This is a genomic window from Actinomycetospora sp. TBRC 11914, from assembly GCF_012933465.1.
Lineage (GTDB): Bacteria > Actinomycetota > Actinomycetes > Mycobacteriales > Pseudonocardiaceae > Actinomycetospora.
Window position 1 is genome coordinate 200,384 of the sequence record NZ_JABBND010000008.1, and the last position, 16,898, is coordinate 217,281.

17 protein-coding genes are annotated in these 16,898 nt (G+C 74.6%); 10 read left to right on the forward strand and 7 right to left on the reverse strand.

The features are described from left to right. Positions 1-222 precede the first annotated feature (222 nt). Complete coding sequence (locus HH311_RS15085; RefSeq protein WP_312030169.1) at positions 223-1,080, forward strand: hypothetical protein; 858 nt, start codon at positions 223-225, stop codon at positions 1,078-1,080. On the opposite strand, the gene HH311_RS15090 is transcribed toward HH311_RS15085, so the two are convergent. Then, positions 1,081-2,802 (reverse strand): L-lactate permease, encoded by a 1,722-nt coding sequence (locus HH311_RS15090; RefSeq protein ID WP_169184475.1) that lies wholly within the window; start codon positions 2,800-2,802, stop codon positions 1,081-1,083. Positions 2,803-3,000: 198 nt separating this feature from the next. Here HH311_RS15090 and HH311_RS15095 point away from each other — a divergent pair, with 198 nt between their 5' ends. Next, positions 3,001-4,533 carry a peptide MFS transporter gene (locus tag HH311_RS15095; RefSeq protein WP_169184476.1) on the forward strand — a complete coding sequence of 511 codons (1,533 nt, stop codon included), beginning with the start codon at positions 3,001-3,003 and terminating at the stop codon, positions 4,531-4,533. Between the two features lie 13 nt (positions 4,534-4,546). Here the strand turns inward: HH311_RS15095 and HH311_RS15100 are convergent, their stop codons facing one another. From HH311_RS15100 to HH311_RS15110, 3 genes are all read right to left on the reverse strand, one after another. Continuing rightward, positions 4,547-4,852 (reverse strand): hypothetical protein, encoded by a 306-nt coding sequence (locus HH311_RS15100; protein WP_169184477.1) that lies wholly within the window; start codon positions 4,850-4,852, stop codon positions 4,547-4,549. A gap of 52 nt (positions 4,853-4,904) precedes the next feature. Beyond that, positions 4,905-5,921: a neutral zinc metallopeptidase gene (locus HH311_RS15105; protein WP_169184478.1), complete on the reverse strand. Its 1,017-nt coding sequence runs from the start codon at positions 5,919-5,921 to the stop codon at positions 4,905-4,907. A 173-nt stretch (positions 5,922-6,094) separates the two neighbouring features. After that, on the reverse strand, positions 6,095-7,594 hold the full coding sequence (locus tag HH311_RS15110; RefSeq protein ID WP_169184479.1) for a DUF4185 domain-containing protein: 1,500 nt from the start codon (positions 7,592-7,594) through the stop codon (positions 6,095-6,097). 104 nt (positions 7,595-7,698) lie between these two features. On the opposite strand from HH311_RS15110, the gene HH311_RS15115 reads away from it, so the two are divergent. After that, positions 7,699-8,964: an acetyl-CoA hydrolase/transferase C-terminal domain-containing protein gene (locus HH311_RS15115; RefSeq protein WP_169184480.1), complete on the forward strand. Its 1,266-nt coding sequence runs from the start codon at positions 7,699-7,701 to the stop codon at positions 8,962-8,964. Positions 8,965-9,052: 88 nt separating this feature from the next. Continuing rightward, complete coding sequence (locus HH311_RS15120) at positions 9,053-9,415, forward strand: hypothetical protein (RefSeq protein ID WP_169184481.1); 363 nt, start codon at positions 9,053-9,055, stop codon at positions 9,413-9,415. A gap of 271 nt (positions 9,416-9,686) precedes the next feature. Here HH311_RS15120 and HH311_RS15125 read toward each other — a convergent pair whose 3' ends face one another. From HH311_RS15125 to HH311_RS15135, 3 genes are read right to left on the reverse strand one after another with little or no spacing between them, the layout of a single operon-like run. Then, positions 9,687-10,235, reverse strand: coding sequence for a dihydrofolate reductase family protein (locus HH311_RS15125; protein WP_169184482.1), 549 nt, complete (start codon positions 10,233-10,235; stop codon positions 9,687-9,689). 46 nt (positions 10,236-10,281) lie between these two features. Then, complete coding sequence (locus tag HH311_RS15130; protein WP_169184483.1) at positions 10,282-10,974, reverse strand: helix-turn-helix transcriptional regulator; 693 nt, start codon at positions 10,972-10,974, stop codon at positions 10,282-10,284. A gap of 42 nt (positions 10,975-11,016) precedes the next feature. Beyond that, positions 11,017-11,331, reverse strand: a complete 315-nt coding sequence (locus HH311_RS15135) for a metal-sensitive transcriptional regulator (RefSeq protein ID WP_169184484.1) — start codon at positions 11,329-11,331, stop codon at positions 11,017-11,019. A gap of 92 nt (positions 11,332-11,423) precedes the next feature. Between HH311_RS15135 and HH311_RS15140 the strand changes: the two genes are divergently transcribed. From HH311_RS15140 to HH311_RS15165, 6 genes are read left to right on the forward strand one after another with little or no spacing between them, the layout of a single operon-like run. Continuing rightward, positions 11,424-13,649: a cation-translocating P-type ATPase gene (locus HH311_RS15140; protein ID WP_169184485.1), complete on the forward strand. Its 2,226-nt coding sequence runs from the start codon at positions 11,424-11,426 to the stop codon at positions 13,647-13,649. Further along, complete coding sequence (locus HH311_RS15145) at positions 13,646-13,996, forward strand: NADH-quinone oxidoreductase subunit A (protein WP_169184486.1); 351 nt, start codon at positions 13,646-13,648, stop codon at positions 13,994-13,996. Before HH311_RS15140 ends, HH311_RS15145 begins: the two co-directional genes overlap by 4 nt. After that, positions 13,987-15,159, forward strand: coding sequence for a hypothetical protein (locus HH311_RS15150; RefSeq protein ID WP_169184487.1), 1,173 nt, complete (start codon positions 13,987-13,989; stop codon positions 15,157-15,159). The genes HH311_RS15145 and HH311_RS15150 overlap by 10 nt, the downstream gene beginning before the upstream one ends. Beyond that, entirely contained in the window at positions 15,152-16,081 is a 930-nt protein-coding gene (locus tag HH311_RS15155) for an NADH-quinone oxidoreductase subunit H (RefSeq protein ID WP_169184488.1), read from the forward strand. The genes HH311_RS15150 and HH311_RS15155 overlap by 8 nt, the downstream gene beginning before the upstream one ends. Beyond that, on the forward strand, positions 16,078-16,575 hold the full coding sequence (locus HH311_RS15160; RefSeq protein ID WP_169184489.1) for an NADH-quinone oxidoreductase subunit J: 498 nt from the start codon (positions 16,078-16,080) through the stop codon (positions 16,573-16,575). Before HH311_RS15155 ends, HH311_RS15160 begins: the two co-directional genes overlap by 4 nt. After that, positions 16,572-16,883 carry an NADH-quinone oxidoreductase subunit K gene (locus HH311_RS15165; RefSeq protein WP_211190265.1) on the forward strand — a complete coding sequence of 104 codons (312 nt, stop codon included), beginning with the start codon at positions 16,572-16,574 and terminating at the stop codon, positions 16,881-16,883. Before HH311_RS15160 ends, HH311_RS15165 begins: the two co-directional genes overlap by 4 nt. The last annotated feature ends 15 nt before the right edge of the window (positions 16,884-16,898 follow it).

Here is a 16,898-nt window from a genome sequence, read left to right on the forward strand (position 1 = left end):
GCGTTCCCTGTGCACGTCCTGTGCGCGCGCCGAGTGGTGTGGGAGGCGCGTGTGCGGCCCGCGGCGAGCGGTCGCGGGTCGGCCCGACGAGGCGGCGAGCGGCCGCACCGCCCACCAGCCGGTCCTCACCGGGACGTGCCCCGCCACCTGCCGGGCGACACTCGAGCCGATGGGACACTGGGCGACCGTGCACGACGACGGGTCGGGGCGGTGACGGGAACGGTGCCGGGTGCACGTCGCGTCCTCGACGCCTGGGACGAACGTCCGCGGTGGCTGGTCCCGGTGGCCCTGGGCACCGTCCTCGTGGTGCTCCTCGTCGTGGTCGTCGTCGTGATCGTCAACGGGGTGACCGCCGTGACCGCCGGCCCGCAGTGCACCGTGACGGCTCCCCCGAACTCCCCCGGCCTGCGGCCGACGTGGAGCGGCTCGGTCGAGCAGACCGACAACGCGGCCACCATCGCCGGGATCGGGTGGAAGATGGGCGTCCCGGACCGGGCGGTGACGATCGCGCTGGCCACCGCCATCCAGGAGTCCGGGCTCGCGAACCTCGAGAGCGGGGACCGCGACTCGGTCGGCCTCTTCCAGCAGCGCCCCAGCCAGGGGTGGGGCACCGAGGCGCAGCTGACGAACACCGTGACGGCGACGACCAAGTTCTACGACGCGCTGCTGGCCGTCCCCGGGTGGGCGGGCATGGACGTCACCCAGGCCGCGCAGCGCGTCCAGCGCAGCGGCTACCCGGAGGCCTACGCCGACCACGAGCCCGAGGCCCGCACCCTCGCCCTCGCCTTCCTCGGCCAGGCCCCCGGCGCCCTGACCTGCACCCACCTCGACCTCTCCGCGCCGGCCCAGGAGACCGTGGTGCGGCTCGCGACCGACGAGCTCGGGACCGCCCGCCTCTCGGGGAGCCAGACCGCCGACACCGGGTGGGCGATCGCGTCCTGGCTCGTCGGGCACGCGACCCGCCTGGCCCTGGACCGGGTCACCTTCGACGGCCGCACCTGGACCGCCGAGTCCGGCACGTGGACGCAGACCGGGCCGGCCGACGGGGTGCTCGCGCTGCACCGCGCCGGCACGCCCTGATCACGGGAGCATCCACCCGAGCACCGGTGTCGACTGCAGGTACACGAGCACGCACATCCCGGCCAGGAAGACCAGGCTCCACAGGAGCACCCGCCGGAGGATCTCCCCCTCGCGCCCGGCCATCCCGACCGCCGCGGCGGCGATCGCGAGGTTCTGCGGCGAGATCATCTTCCCGAGGACGCCGCCCGAGGAGTTCGCGGACGCGAGCAGCACCGGGTCCAGCCCGGACTTCTGCGCCGCGGCGACCTGCAGGGCTCCGAACAGGGAGTTCGACGACGTGTCCGAGCCGGTCACGGCGGTCCCGAGCCAGCCCAGCACCGGGGAGAGGACGGCGAAGAACCCGCCGGTCGCGGCCAGCCACTGCCCGATCGTGATGGTCTGGCCCGAGAGGTTCATGACGTAGGCCAGGGCCAGGACCGCCATCACGGTGGCGATCGCGGTGCGCAGCTCGCGGAGTGTCTCGCCGTAGGCGCGCAGCGCGTCACCGGGTCGGATCGCCAGGACCAGGGCCGTCAGCACGCCCGCGATCAGCAGGACCGTCCCGGCGGCGGCCAGCCAGTTGAAGGTGAACGTCGTCGAGGAGGCCTGGGTCCCCGACGGCGAGCGCACGTCGACCCCGGGCCAGCGGAACTTCAGGGTCACGGCATTCATGGCCTTGGTGATCGGCGGGATCTGCTGCACGGAGAACAGCACGATGATGATCACGTACGGCATGTAGGCGAGCAGGACGTCGCGGCGGGAGTCCTGGTGCGCGTCGTCGCGGTCCCCGGCGGCGCCGGCCCCGAAGGCGCCCTCGGACGGAGGGCCGCCGTGGGCGCCGTCGTCGGACGAGCCGGTACCGGACGACTCCACGTCGGGCCCGCCCGCGGGGACTGCGACACGGTCGCGCGTGGTCGTCGCACCGGCCCGGGCCCGCACCACCAGCACGACGGCCCCGGCGGAGACCAGCGCCGCAACGATGTCGGTCAGCGGCACCGACAGGTAGTTCGACACCGCGAACTGGGCGATCCCGAAGGTCAGGCCGCCGGTCAGGGCGACGGGCCAGGCCTCCCGCAGACCGCGGGCGCCGTCGACGAGCGCCACCAGCACGAACGGCACGAAGAGCGCGAGGATCGGGGTCTGGCGGCCGACGACCGCGCCCAGCGCGTCCTCGGGCAGGTTGGTGACCTGGGCCAGCGTCGTGATCGGCACCGCGATCGCGCCGAAGGCCACCGGTGCGGTGTTCGCGACGAGGGCGACGACGGCGGCCCGCAGCGGCCGGAAGCCCAGCCCGATCAGCATGATCGTGCAGATCGCCACCGGGGCGCCGAACCCGGCCAGGGCCTCGAGCAGGGCGCCGAACGAGAAGGCGATGATCACCGCCTGGACCCGCTGGTCCGACGACACCGATCCGAACGAACGGCGGAGAACGTCGAAGTGCCCGCTCCGCACCGTCATCCGGTAGATCCACAGGGCGTTGATCACGATCCAGAGGATCGGGAAGAAGCCGAACGCCGCGCCCTCGGTGCCGGACAGGACGGCCATCCCCGCCGGCATCCCGTAGACGACGATCGCGATCACCAGGGACACCGCGAGCGCGATCAGCGAGGCCAGCCAGGCACGGACGCGCAGCCCGCCGAGCAGGACGAAGAGCACCAACAGCGGCAGGGCCGCGACCAAGGAGCTCCAGGCCAGCGACCCCAGGACCGGTGAGTAGTGCTGTACGTACGCGGGCTGGTCCATGCCGGGACCTCCGTCTCGACGTCACATCGGTGTGAGTGCGACGCATGGTGACGGAGTGGTCGCAGGACGTCGAGTCGTGTTCCTCGTGCCGGAATTTCGCCTCCGGCGAGTGACGAACGAGGCGCGGGCGTGCACGGACGGTCATCTTTCGGGCGGAGTACTGGTGCGGACCACTTTGATCCGCCACCCTGTCGGCCCGTGACCACGACCCCCGGTTCCCCGGACGGCCCCGCGGCGGAGGACCCCGCCGACGGCACCGTCACCACCGCCCCCGAGCCCGGCGAGGACTTCTCCGCCGACCGCCGCTTCTTCGGCCATCCGCTCGCGCTGGCCAACCTGTTCTCGGTCGAGCTGTGGGAGCGCTTCAGCTTCTACGGCATGCAGGCCGTGATGACGCTGTACCTCTACCACGCGGTCTCCGAGGGCGGCCTGGGCCTGGAGAAGGCGGAGGCGACCAGCATCGTCGGCGCCTACGCCGGCACGGTCTACCTGGCCTGCGTGGCCGGCGCCTGGGTGGCGGACCGTGTCCTCGGCGCCGAACGGACCCTCTTCTTCTCGGCCTGCGTGGTGATGCTGGGCCACATCGCCCTCGCGGTGCTCCCGGGCTTCACGGGGGTGACCGTCGGCCTGGTGCTGGTCGCGCTCGGCTCCGGCGGGGTGAAGACCGCCGCGACGTCGGTGGTCGGCTCGCTGTACCGCCGGGACGACCCCCGCGCCGACGCCGGCTTCTCGATCTTCTACATGGGCGTCAACATCGGCGCCCTGGTCGGACCGCTGCTGACCGGACTCGTCCAGACCGGGCTGAACTCGTACCACCTCGCGTTCGGCCTGGCCGCGGTCGGCATGGCGATCGGCCTCGCGATCTACGTGACCGGCCGCCGGAACCTGCCCGCGACGGCGTCGGTCGTGCCCAACCCGCTCACCCCGGGCGCCTGGGTGCGCCCGGTGCTCGGCGTGGTCGCCGCCGCCGTCGTCGTCGTGCTGCTGTTCGTGTTCGGTGTGCTCTCCCCCGGGAACCTCTCGACCGCGGTCGCGATCGTCGTCGCCGTGATCGCGATCGGCCTCTTCGCGCTGTTGCTGTCCAGCCCGCGCGTCGGCCCCGAGGAGCGCAGCCGGGTGCGGTCGTTCATCCCGATGTGGTTGGGCAGCGTCGTGTTCTGGTCGCTGTTCCAGCAGCAGTTCTCGGTCGTCGAGATCTACGCCGACGACCGGCTGAACCGCTTCCTCGGCGGCTGGGAGATGCCGACGGAGTGGGTGAACTCGCTCGAGCCGTTCTTCGTGATCGTCCTGGCGCCGCTGTTCGCCCTGCTGTGGACGAAGCTCGGCGAGCGCGGGCCGTCGACGCCGGTCAAGTTCGCCCTCGGCGCCGGTGGGATGGGTGTCGCCTTCCTGCTGTTCCTGCCCTGGGCGGGCGGGACCGGCGCCACGACCCCGGTGCTCGCGATCGTGCTGATCCTCTTCGTGTTCGCGCTCGCCGAGATGTGCCTCTCCCCCGTCGGGCTCTCGCTGTCCACCCGCATCGGGCCCGCGCTGTTCCGCTCGCAGACCGTGGCGCTGTACTACCTGTCGATCTCGCTGGGGTCGGCGCTGGCCGGGAGCCTGGCGTCGTTCTACGACCCCTCGGTCGAGGGCACCTACTTCGCCACGCTCGGCGTCGTCGCCCTGGTGCTCGGCGGGATCCTGTTCGCGCTCTCGCCCTGGATCCGGACGGCGATGCGCGGGGTGCGATGACGGCGGGCCCGGGCTACTCGCGGGGCCCCACGTACTGGCCGTCCGGACCGATGTTCGGGTCGTCCCCGGCCATCCGACCGTCGGGGGTCTGCGGGAAGCGCCGGCTCAGCTGCCCGATGGTGTGGCAGGACCGGTACTTCTCCGGGATGCCCATGCCGGCCTCGATCGTGGACCCGATGGCGCACCCGAGCGTCGCGTAGCCGCCGCCGTCGGGCGTGATCGGCGACGGCGGCTCGGCGGCCAGCGCCGCCGGGGCCGACCCCACCAGTGCGGCCCCGGCGAGCGCCGCGGCCAGGAGCAGTGTTCGTCCTCGTCCCATGGCCCGCGACGCTAGGAGGGCCGCGGCGAGCCATGGGGCGGAACGGGAGAACTCAGCCCAGGTCGTTCGTCGAGAAGGTGTCGCAGCGGGTGGCGTCGCCGGCCGTGAAGCCGGTGGTCAGCCACTTCTTGCGCTGCGCCGACGTGCCGTGGGTGAACGAGTCGGGGTTCACCGTCCCCCCGCCGAGCTTGCCCTGGATGTAGTCGTCGCCGATGCGCTGGGCGGCGTCGACGGTGCTCGCCAGGTCGGCCTGGGTGATGCCGGTGATGAGCGCGGGCTTCCCGCCGGCCGGCTGCGACGCGTGGTTCATCCAGACGCCCGCGTAGCAGTCGGCCTGCAGCTCGAGGCGCACCGAGTCCGACGACGCCCCCTGCCGGGAGCGGACCTTCGCCTCGGTGCCGAGCAGGTCCTGCACGTGGTGGCCGTACTCGTGGGCGAGCACGTAGGCGTTGACCAGCGGGCCGCCCTCGGCGCCGAACTGGCTCTTGAGCTGGTCGTAGAAGCTCAGGTCGATGTAGACGAGCTTGTCGCCCGGGCAGTAGAAGGGGCCGGCGCTCGCGTCGGCGCTGCCGCAGCGGGTGTTCACCGAGTTCGTGAAGAACACCGTGTCGACCGGCTGGTAGCGCGGCGCCGCTCCCCGCACGGTCCGCGCCAGGGGCGCGTACCCCGTGGTCGACCAGTAGGACTGGATCGAGTTGATGTCGGCGACGATCGCGCAGTCGAGCTTGGAGTTGGCGTCGGCCCCGGTGCGGCACTCGCTCGCGAGGTCCGAGGTGCCGGCCCGTCCCGGCCCGCCCGGGTCGCCGAAGCCGTTGGCCACGGACGACGAGGTCCCGCTGCCGCCGCCGAGGTACTGCACCGCGAAGAACCCCACGACGACGACGAGGATGACGACCCAGCTCGCCTTGCCGCTGCGTCCGCGGAACAGGAACCCGATCAGCAGCGGCAGCAGCCCGCCGCCCAGTCCCCCGCCGCCGAGCCCGCCGCCGCCGAAGCCCGCGGCGCCGCCCTCGCCGCGGTCGTCGGTGACCTCGGACGTGTCGAGCTGGGCGTCGTCGTCGTAGCGCATCGGCTGGCCCTCACCTCGGGTGGACGGAGGGGACGATCCTCGCGCAATCGGCGCCCGGCCCGCGCGTCGGGCGGCGGGCGTCGTCCTGACGGAGATCACGACGTCGGCGGCGCGTCCTGGCGCTCGTTGCGCGCGTCGCCACCGACGTCGTGATCACGGTCGTCCGGGAGGGGTCAGCCCGACGCGGCCGCCGGCGGTGACGAGCCCGATCCCGCCGCGGCCGTCGTCGGGGTCGCCGGTGGCGCCGGGGAGGACACCGTCGAGACGGTGGAGGGCGTCGCGGCGGCCGGGGCGACCTGAGCCGCGGTCGTGGAGCCCGGGGCCGTCGTCGTGGTCGCCGGAGCGGTCGGCGCGGTCGTCGTCGTGGGCGACGCGGCCGCCTGCGGGAGTGGCGGCGCCGAGAGCGACGGCGACCGGGCGGACAGCGACTGCGGCTGGTCGGCCGCGGGCACGGACGCGCCGGCCGGCAGGACCTGCAGGCGAGTCCTCATGAGCTCGACCCGGTAGGTGGTGAACTGCGACATCGTGAACCAGAGGTCGGGGCCGTCGTTCCACCGCGGGGTCAGGTAGGGCGCGTACGCCTTCGGGAACTCCTTGGTGGTCGTGACGACCTGGGCGGCGCTCCACGGCCCGGTCGGCGCCGGCGCGGTGCGCAGGACGATCTCGCCGGTGTCGTCGACCAGGTACATCATGATCCACTGCTTGTAGTACGACGACCAGCGCACGGACAGCTCGCCGACCGGCCCCTTGATCACCGGGGTCGCGTTGGCCTCGCCCGCCACCCAGGTGGAGCCGTTCCAGTACCGGTAGGCCGCGGCCTCGGTGAGCTGGGCGGCCGGGACCTTGGCCAGCGACAGGTCGCCGTAGCGCCCGCCCGGGATGCCGTAGACGTAGACCGTGTCGCCCGGCGTCGAGCCCGCCGGCACCGGCGCCTTCGGGTCGTCCGGGCCGCCGGGGCGCACGTAGGCGACCTGGCCGAACTTCGAGTTCGCGGGCCACCGGGCGGCCGGCTGGTCCTTCCACGTCACGCCGCCGTCGGTGGAGGTCGCGATCCCGGAGCCGGTGAGCCGCCAGTGGCCGGGCTGGTCGAACGACTGCACCGACATGTACTGCAGGTTCATCGTGGCGTTGTTCGCCCCGGTGGCGATCCCGTAGGTCGGGATCACCGTCTCCTGGACGCCCTTGACCTTCTTCGACGCGATCAGTTCCTTGGCGTGGCCCGGACGGTCGGTGATCATGCCGCGGAACCGCAGCCCGAGCGCCGGGGTGAGCGGGGGGTCGATCGAGGCGATCACGTTGGAGCGCCAGTCCCCGTGGGCCACCGAGTAGAAGTCCTGGGCCGCGGGCGCGCCGAAGGTGTCCCCGAAGGTCATCGCCATCTTCGACCCGACCATGAACATGTGGCCGAGGTCGGTGCCCTCGACGCCCCAGCGCGTGCCGGTGTCGTTGATGGAGCCCTTGCCGATGAGGTCGGCCACCTTGGCCGTTGCCGCGCGCTGCACCGCGACCGGCTGGGCCGATCCGCCCGCCGTCGGGAGCCCCGGGGAGATCGGGAGGACGGGGGCGGCCACCGCGGTGCGGCCCACGGTGACGACGACGAGCGCGACGACGGCGACGACGAAGGCCGCAGCGCGACGGCCAGTGCGCCCGTTCGGACGAGTTTGAACCCCCATGTGGCGGCACGCTAGGAAGGTCGGGCCACGCCGCCGCGCCACGCCACGCGTGATCACCCACAGGTGTCCCAGAGACCACCCGGGGTCGCGCCGACCCGTCCGGCATGATCACGCTGCGCCGATTCCCCACCCTCGCCGACCCCTCGGAGCACCCGTCCGTGAACCCTTCCCCCGCCCCGGACCCGATCGACGCCGCCGCGCTCGCCGCCCTCGTGCGCCCCGGAGCCCGGATCGCGATCGCCGACGGGTGCGGGACGCCCCGCGCCGCGTTCGCCGCGCTGTCGGCCCTGGCGCGGGAGCGGGGCGACCTCCGTGCGCTGCTCGGCTGGATGCCGGCCGCGCCGGAGGGCCTTGACCTGGCCGCCTTCGCCGACGCGCGCACCGTCATGCCCGGCTGGGGCCTGCGCCGTGCGGTGACGGCGGGTGACGTGCGCGCCGTCCCGGCACGACTGTCGGCGACGCCGGCCCTGGTCACCGGGGCGCTGCGGCCCGACCTGCTGCTCGTGGGCGCCGCCCCCGACCCGCGGGGGCTCGTGCTCGGGAGCGAGGTGTCGTGGGTGCGGTCGGTGATCGACGCCGGCGTGCCGATCGCGGCCGTCGTCGACGACGCCCTCCCCCGCGCGGCGGCCGGGGCGCCGCTCCCCGACGACCGCACCTACGTCGTCGGGCACGTCCGCCTCGGCCCCGAGGAGATCGCGGGTCCGGCGGAGCCCAGCCCCGAGCATCGCGCGATCGGGCGCCACGTGGCCGGGCTGCTCCCCCGCGACGCCCGCCTGCAGTGGGCGCCGGGCCAGCTCGGGCAGGCGGTCGTGGCGGCCGTCCTCGAGCGCGGCCGGCCGGTGCACGTCGACTCCGGGCTGCTCGGCGACGGCGTCGTCGACCTCGACGAGGCCGGGCTGCTCGCCTCCGACGCCGTCGCCACCTACCTCGTCGGTACGCGGCGGCTCTACGACTGGGCCGACGCCCGCGGGCGGGCCGGGCGGCCGGTGGTCCACGGCGTCGAGCACACCCACGACCCGGTCCGCCTGGCCGCGGAGCCGCCGCTGGTGGCGGTCAACACGGCCGTCGAGATCGACCGCGACGGGCAGGTCAACGTGGAGGGCACCGCCCGCGCGCTCGTCGGCGGCATCGGTGGGCACCCCGACTACGCCGCGGCCGCGACCCGCTCGCGCCGGGGCCTCTCGGTGATCGCGCTGTCGAGCAGCCACCGCGGCGCGCCGACGCTGGTCGGGCGGCTCTCCCGGCCGGTGACCACGGCGAGCCACGACGTCGACGTCGTCGTCACCGAGCACGGCGTCGCCGACCTGCGCGGCCTCGACCGCGCCGAGCGCCGCGACGCGTTGCGCCGGGTCTGGGACCTGCCGACGTGACGGCCCGGTGACATCCCGTCGGCTGACGGGGACACGGGCGGTGGACCGCAGGTAGCGTGGGCCGTTCACCGAGGTCCCGGAGGACTGCATGGCCGACCGCGCCCTGACGAGCGTCCCCACGGGGACGGCCGCCGAGATCGCCCGCACCGACACGGCTCCGGCCCTGCCGCCCGAGCGGCACGGATCGCCGGCGACCGCGCCGGACCTGCTCGCCGCCCTCGACCGGGGCGACGACGCGGCGGTGTGGGCCTGGATCGAGGCGCACACGCCGGACTCGGGGAGCCTGCTGCTCTACGGGCTGTTCGTGGCCGCCGGTGCGGTGGGGCTCATGGAGTGGCCGGTGGTCGCGCTGTCCTGCCTCGGCCAGTACGTGGTCGACCGGCGCTTCGGTGGCGTCGAGAACGTGGCCGCCACGCTGCGCGCCCGGGTCGACGCGCTCACCGCCGGCTGACCGGCCGGACGAGCTCTCTCGCACGGCGACACGTCGGGCAGTGGGAGCCGGGTGAGGTGCCGCCCGTGCCTGCGGCTGGACCGAACCCGACGGGGGCGCGCCCAGTGGACCCGCGTGGCGGCGCCGGGGACCGTGGAGGTCCAGTCGACGAGGCGGGGTCCCGCCGCGGCGCACCCAGTGGACCCGCATGGCGGCGCCGGGAGCCGTGGAGGCCCACTCGACGAGGCGGGTCCCGCCGGGAGGCACCCGGTGGACCCGCATGGCGGCGCCCTCAGCGGCGACGGCGGTAGTGCAGGAGCAAGCAGTCACCGGAGCGCTCGTGGCTGAGCAGTTCGAAGCGCTGCAGCGGGGCGTCGTGGCCGAACAGCGGCGTCCCGGAGCCGGCGAGGCTGGGGGCGACGACGAGCCGGAGTTCGTCGACGAGCTGCGCAGCCAGCAGCGTGCGGGCCAGGGTCAGGCTGCCGTGCACGCCGATGTCACCGCCCGCGCGCTGCGTGAGCTCGGCGACGAACGGCACCGCGGGCCCGGACACGTGCGTGGTGGCGGTCCAGTCCAGCGCGGGGGCCGCCGTGGAGAACACGTACTTCGGGGTCCGGTTGATGAAGTCGGCGAACGGCTGCATCGTCGAGGTCGGCCAGTGCGGAGCCCACTTCTCGTACGTCCGCCGACCGAGCAGGACGGTGTCCTGTCCCGCGATGACCTCACCGAGGAAATCGATCATCCGACCGTCGGCGTCGCCGAACCACTCCCCCTCGCCGGGATCGTCGGCGAACCCGTCGAGGGACACCAGCTCGTAGAGCACCACGCTGCGGTCGGTCATCGTCACGGTCCTCACGCACCCGGTGCCGGCATCTGTCGGGAGGACCCTACGAACATTCCGCGCGAGGGGTCTTGTACAGGAACGACAACGGGATCCCCCCGGCCGAGCCCAGCTCTCCGGGGGTGTGGCCCACGAAGCGCCGCATGGCCCGGGTGAGGTGGGCCTGGTCGACGTAGCCGAGCTCCTCCACGACGGAGGGCCAGGCCTCGCCGGCACGCAGGGACGCCGCCGCGAGGCGGGCCCGATCGACCTGCCGCACGAAGTCGCGGGTCAGACCGGTCGACGAGCGGTGGTGGCGCTGGGCCGTCCTCGTCGTCCGGTCGGGTGGCGGGAGCTCGGCCATGGTCAGCAGGCCGGCGTCGACCAGCCCCAGGACGAACGCCTCGACCTCGTCGACCTCCGGCAACCGCCACCGACGCTGGCCCAGCAGGAGGTCGCCGTCCTCGGTGGGCAACGGGACGGACGTGTCGACGATCGCCGCCGCGCGGTGCGGCACCAGCGACACGCCGCGCGCGAACCGGATCCCCAGGTAGGCCGACGGGGCCGGCACCGACACCCGGGACGCCACGGACTCGGCGCCCTGGAGAGCGGCCGACGGTCCGTCGGGGCCCGACCGCAGCACGAGGTCCCATTCGGCGCGGGCCAGCGAGGTCATCGAGGCGGCGGCGTCGCGCCGGCACCACCAGACACGACTGATCCACGGGACGTCACTGGACCGGTGACCGAAGCCCGCACTCACCCGGCCATCATCCGGGAACGACGCGCCGTCGCCAGGCCGACTCTACGAGCGGACGAGCCGGGCGATCGCGGCCGACGCCTCGGCCACCTTCTCCTTGGCCTGCTCGTCCCCGGCCTTCGCCGCGTCGACCACGCAAGACCCCATGTGCTCCTCGAGCAGGGACAGCGCGAGGGTCTGCAGCGCCCCCGTGACGGCCGACACCTGGGTCAGCACGTCGATGCAGTACTTGTCGTCCTCGATCATCCGCGCGATGCCGCGGACCTGGCCCTCCACGCGCTTGAGGCGACGCAGGTGCGCCTCCTTGTGCGGGGAGTAGCCGTGCGGCGGCGCGGGCGCCTCGTCCGGTGTCTCGCTCACGAGTGCATGATACCCAGGTGGGGTATCCCGTCGGGCGTTGACGCGGGTACCCCCTCGGGGTATTCCTGGGGCCGGTGAGGGGAGGCACGACGATGACGACGGCCGCGGCGCCCGCCGGGCGGCGGAGCACGACCGAGCTCGCGATCACCGGGATGACCTGCGCCTCCTGCGCGATGCGCATCGAGAAGAAGCTCAACCGGCTCGAGGGCGTCACCGCGACGGTCAACTACGCGACCGCGGGCGCCCGCGTCAGCCACCCCGAGTCGGTCGCGCTCGCCGACCTCGTGGGCACCGTCGAGCACCTCGGCTACGGCGCGTCCCTCCCGGCGGGGGACGAGGAGGCCGACGACGAGGCCGGTCTCCTGCGTACGCGGCTGCTCATGAGCCTGGTGCTCACCGTTCCGGTGATCGCGCTCGCGATGGTCCCGGCCTGGCAGTTCCCCGCCTGGCAGTGGGTGTCGCTGGTCCTCGCGGCGCCCGTGGTCCTGCTCGGCAGCTGGCCGTTCCACCGGGCGGCCGCGGTGAACCTGCGCCACGCCGCGGCGACGATGGACACCCTGATCTCGCTGGGGACGCTGGCCGCGCTGGCCTGGTCGGTGTGGGCGCTGGTGTTCGGCGACGCCGGGATGATCGGCATGCGCCACGGGTTCAGCCTCGCGCCCGGGGCCGGCGACGCGATCTACCTCGAGACCGCCGCCGCCGTGACGACGTTCGTGCTCGCCGGCCGGTGGGCCGAGGCGCGGGCCAAGCGACGCGCGGGCGCCGCCCTGCGCGCGCTGCTCGACCTCGGCGCGAAGGACGTCGCGGTCCTCCGCGACGGGGTCGAGGGGCGGATCCCGGTCGAGGCGCTCGCCGTCGGCGACGAGTTCGTGGTGCGCCCCGGGGAGCGGGTGGCGACCGACGGCGTCGTCGTCGACGGGATCGGCGCGGTCGACGCGAGCACGGTGACCGGCGAGTCGGTGCCGGTGGAGGTCTCCCCGGGCGACGAGGTCGTGGGGGCGACGGTGGCCGTCGGGTCCCGGCTCGTCGTGCGCGCCACGCGCGTCGGCGCCGACACCCAGCTCGCCCGCATCGCGCGCCGGGTCGCCCAGGCCCAGAACGGCAAGGCCCAGGTCCAGCGCCTCGCCGACCGGGTGTCGGCGGTGTTCGTCCCGGTGGTCGTCGTGATCGCGGCGGCGACGTTCGCGGGCTGGCTCGCGTTCGGCGGCGGGCTGACCGCGGCGTTCACGGCGGCGGTCGCGGTGCTGGTCATCGCCTGCCCCTGCGCGCTGGGGCTCGCGACCCCGACGGCGCTGATGGTCGGCACCGGGCGCGGCGCGCAGCTGGGGATCCTGTTGCGCGGGCCCGAGGTGCTGGAGTCCACGCGGCGGGTCGACACCGTGGTCCTCGACAAGACCGGCACGCTGACCACGGGAGTCATGCGGCTGGCCCACCCCGAGCGGGTGGACCGCACCGCGCTGCGGCTGGCCGGCGCGGTGGAGGACGGCTCGTCGCACCCGCTGGCCCGGGCGATCACCGAGGCCGCCCGGACGACGGGTCTGCTCCCGACGGTGACCGGGGCGGGCAGCGTCGACGGCCTCGGCGTCGTCGGGACGGTGCACGTCGGCGAGACCGCGCACGAGGTCGTCGTCGGGCGCCCGCGCCTGCTCGCCGAGCACGGCATGCCGCTCTCCCCCGCGCTCGCCGCGCACGTCGAGGCGGTGCGGGCCGGCGGGGCCACGGCCGTCGTCGTCGGGTGGGACGGCGCGGCCCGCGAGGTCCTGCCGGTGACCGACACGCTGCGCGACTCCGCGCCGGCCGCCGTCGCCGCGCTGCGCGAGCTGGGGGTGCACCCGGTGGTGCTCACCGGTGACCACCCGACCGCGGCCCGGGCCGTGGCGGCGCGGGCCGGGATCGACGACGTCCGCGCCGAGGTGCTCCCCGAGCAGAAGGCCGACGCGGTCGCCGAGCTGCAGCGGCAGGGCCACGTCGTCGCGATGGTCGGCGACGGGGTCAACGACGCCGCCGCGCTCGCCCAGGCCGACCTCGGGCTCGCGATGGGCGCCGGGACCGACGCCGCGATCGAGGCGGGCGACGTGACGCTGGTGCGCGACGACCTCGGCGCGGTCCCGGACGCGCTCCGCTTGGCCCGCCGGACCCTGGGCACCATCCGCGGCAACCTGTTCTGGGCGTTCGCCTACAACGTGGCCGCGCTCCCGCTCGCGGCGTTCGGCCTGCTCAACCCCATGATCGCCGGCGCCGCGATGGCCTTCTCGAGCGTGTTCGTGGTGACCAACAGCCTGCGCCTGCGCCGCTTCACCCCCGGCGTCCGAGGGTGAGCGGGGTCCTGGCGCTCGCGGTGGTGGCCGGGGCGGCGGTCGTCGGAGTCGGCGTCGTGGTGGCGGTGTCGTGGCTCGTGCGGGTGGCGCGCCGGCCGCTGGTCGCGGCGCCGCACGCGGGTGGGTTCCCCCCGGTGGAGCACGCCGTCTCGCGCTTCCACGTGCGGTGGTCCACGATCGCGCTCGTCTTCCTCGCCTTCGACATGGAGATGATCTTCATGTACCCGTGGACGCTCGTGCTCGCGCGCAGCGGGGCCGGGGCGGCGGTGGAGATGTTCGCGTTCCTCGGCGTGCTGCTCGTCGGGGTGCTCTACGCGTGGCGGGAGGGCGCGTTCCGGTGGTCCTGAGCCTCGCGCGCCCGTTCCTGCGCGTCGCCGCCCGCCGTCCCCACGTGCTCGTCATCGCCCCCGCCCCGGTCAGCGACGGCCTGCTCGACGTGCGGCTCGCGGCCGAGGCGGCGCTCGCGTCCCGGGGCTGGCCCGCCGCCGACTCCCCCGCCGACACCGACCTGGTGCTCGTGGCGGGCGAGGTCGGCCCGCGGCTGGCCGAGGTGGTGCGGGCGGTGTGGGCGACGGTGCCGGCGCCACGGGTGCTGGTCCGCGTCGGCGCGCCGTCGGAGCTCGGGGACGCCCTGGACGCGGCGGTGGCGGAGCTGGCCCGGGGCGGTGCCGGCCCCGTGAGTGGTGGCGGGCCCCTGAGTGGTGGCGGGCCCCTGAGTGGTGGCGGGCCCCTGAGTGCAAGCGAAGCGTCGTTGCTTGCATCCAGTGACAGGAACGCCGCATTCTCGATGATCACGGGCTCCCCCGACGACGGGGCTTTTCTCCCACTGGACGCAAGCAACGACGCTTCGCTTGCACCAGAGGCGACCCCGGTCATGGCCGGCCTCGCCGACGACGACCGCGACGGCCTCGCCCTCGACGTCGTCCACACCGCCCTCGGGCCGGTGCTCCCCCACTGGCCGGCCGGGCTCGTCGTGCACGCCACCCTCGCCGGCGACCTGGTCACCGACGCCCGCGCCGAGGTCCTCGACGTCCCCGGACCCCGCGAGCGCGCCGGACGCCGCCGCACCCCGCGCGGCCCCGACCACCTCCGGCTCGACGCCCTCGTCCGCGTCCTCGCCCTGGCCGGCGCCGACCGGGCTGCCGCCCGGGCCCGGGCCCTGCGCGACGGCCACCCCGGCCCCGGCGAGCTCACCGCGTTCGGCCGCCGGATCGCCCGCTCGCGCACCCTCGCCTGGACCCTGCGCGGCATCCCGCTCACGGCCACCGACCACGTCCCGGTCCCCGAGCCCACCGTCGAGGCCCGCGTCCGGGCGCTCGCCGCGGGTCTCGGCGGCAGCCTGGCCCCGCCCGTGCGCCCCGCGCCGCACCGGGCCGCCGCCGCCCTCGTCGGGCTCGAGCTCGGCGCCGCCCGGCTCGCCCTCGCCGCCCTGGACCCCGACACCGCCCTCGGCGCCGGCCCCGTCGCACCCTTCAAGCCCGCCGGGAGCGGCCATCACCACCATGGCTGACCCCGCGACCCTCCTCCCCCTGCTCCTGCTCGCCCCGGCCCTGGTCCTCGCCGCGGGGCTGGCCGCCGTTGCGGGTGCCGTGACCGCCGGCGACCGGCCCACCGCACCCGTCGTCGAGACCCTGCGACTCCTGGCGAAGCAGCGCCGGCGCACCCCGGCCGACGACCCGCTCCTCGCCCGGATCGGCCTCGCCGTCCTCCCGGTGGCCGCGGTGCTCGCGCTCGCCGTCGTGCCGCTGGGCCTGCCCCGGGGCGCGCCGGTCGGCCTCGACGTCGGGATCGTGTGGTTCAACGCCATGGAGGTGCTGGCCTGGTTCGCGGTGTGGACCGCGGGCTGGGGGCCGAATGCGGTCACGGCGCTCGTCGGGGGTTACCGGATGCTGCCCCTCGGGCTGGCCTACGAGCTGCCGCACATGCTCGCGCTCATCACCCCGGCGATCGCGGCCGGCTCGCTGGACCCGGCGACGGTCGCCGGCGCCCAGCACGGCCTCTGGTACGCGGTGTGGATGCCGGTGGCGTTCGTGCTCTACCTCGTCTCCACCGCGGCGATGGCGTTCTGGGGGCCGTTCGCGGCCCCGCTGGGACGCGACCTCGCCGGCGGGGCGGCCGCCGAGCACGCCGGCCTCGATCGCCTGCTGCTGCGCGCGGGGCGCTGGATGCTGCTGGTCGCGGCGGCGGCGATGGCGGTGCCGCTCTTCCTCGGCGGCGGCGCGCCACCGCCGATCACCGGCCCGGACGCGTTCGGCGGTCCGGCGTGGGCGTGGGTCGTGGTCAAGCTGCTGGTCGTGCTCGCCGTGCTCCTCGGGCTGCGCCGGGTCATGCCGGTGCTGCGGATGGAGCGCTTCGTGACGCTGGCCTGGGTCGTCCTGATCCCGCTCGCCGTCGCCCAGGCGCTGGTGGTGACGGTGGTGGTGCTGCTGTGACGCTGCTGGTCCTCGCCGCGGCGCTGGGCGTCGTCGCCGTCGTCACCGGGATCGGCGTGTTCGTCGCCGACTCGATGGCGCGCGCGACGTTCCTGCTGCTCGCCTCGTTCGTCGCGGTCGCGGTCGTGCTGCTCGCGTTCGGCCTCGCCTACCTCGGGATCGTCGTGGTGCTCATGATGACCATCGAGATGATGATCATGGTCGTCTTCATGGTGATGCTGATGATGAACCCCGCGGGCCTCGAGCCGATGACGATGGTCCACAACCGGTGGGGCGCCCGGCTGATCGCGCTGGCCGTCTTCGCGGTGCTGGCCGCGGGCGCGCTCGTCGTCCCCTGGCCGGTGCGGCCGGGCCCGCCGGGGGATCCCACGACCGCCCTGGGCGCCGACCTCATGGGCCCCCAGATGCTCACGATGACGGTGCTGGGGCTGGCGATCCTCGCGACGATCGTCGGGACCGTGGCCGTGTCCGCCACCCGAGGGAGCCGGCGATGACGGAGCTGACCCTGCGCGTCGTGCTCGTCGTCGCCGCGGCGCTGGTGGCGACCGGGCTGTACGGGGCGCTCTCCCAGCAGTCGATCGTCATGATCATGATGGGGCTCGAGCTCGTCGTGAACGGCCTGGTGCTCGCGGCCGGGGGAATCTGGTGGGCGGGCGGGCACCCGGGCAACGCGTCGGTGCTCGTCGTCGTCCTGGTGACCGTGATGGCCCTGGAGATGGCGATGGGGTTCGCCGTGGCGCTGGCGCTCTACCGGGCCCGGCGGGTCGATCTCACCGACGACGCCACCGAGCTCGCCCGATGACCCCGACGGACAGGG

Bases quoted from the DNA above. Each gene is read 5' to 3' on its own strand.
- HH311_RS15090 (WP_169184475.1), bottom strand. From the start codon at position 2,802: ATGGACCAGCCCGCGTACGTACAGCACTACTCACCGGTCCTGGGGTCG.
- HH311_RS15100 (WP_169184477.1), bottom strand. From the start codon at position 4,852: ATGGGACGAGGACGAACACTGCTCCTGGCCGCGGCGCTCGCCGGGGCC.
- HH311_RS15105 (WP_169184478.1), bottom strand. From the start codon at position 5,921: ATGCGCTACGACGACGACGCCCAGCTCGACACGTCCGAGGTCACCGAC.
- HH311_RS15110 (WP_169184479.1), bottom strand. From the start codon at position 7,594: ATGGGGGTTCAAACTCGTCCGAACGGGCGCACTGGCCGTCGCGCTGCG.
- HH311_RS15115 (WP_169184480.1), top strand. From the start codon at position 7,699: ATGATCACGCTGCGCCGATTCCCCACCCTCGCCGACCCCTCGGAGCAC.
- HH311_RS15120 (WP_169184481.1), top strand. From the start codon at position 9,053: ATGGCCGACCGCGCCCTGACGAGCGTCCCCACGGGGACGGCCGCCGAG.
- HH311_RS15125 (WP_169184482.1), bottom strand. From the start codon at position 10,235: ATGACCGACCGCAGCGTGGTGCTCTACGAGCTGGTGTCCCTCGACGGG.
- HH311_RS15140 (WP_169184485.1), top strand. From the start codon at position 11,424: ATGACGACGGCCGCGGCGCCCGCCGGGCGGCGGAGCACGACCGAGCTC.
- HH311_RS15155 (WP_169184488.1), top strand. From the start codon at position 15,152: ATGGCTGACCCCGCGACCCTCCTCCCCCTGCTCCTGCTCGCCCCGGCC.
- HH311_RS15165 (WP_211190265.1), top strand. From the start codon at position 16,572: ATGACGGAGCTGACCCTGCGCGTCGTGCTCGTCGTCGCCGCGGCGCTG.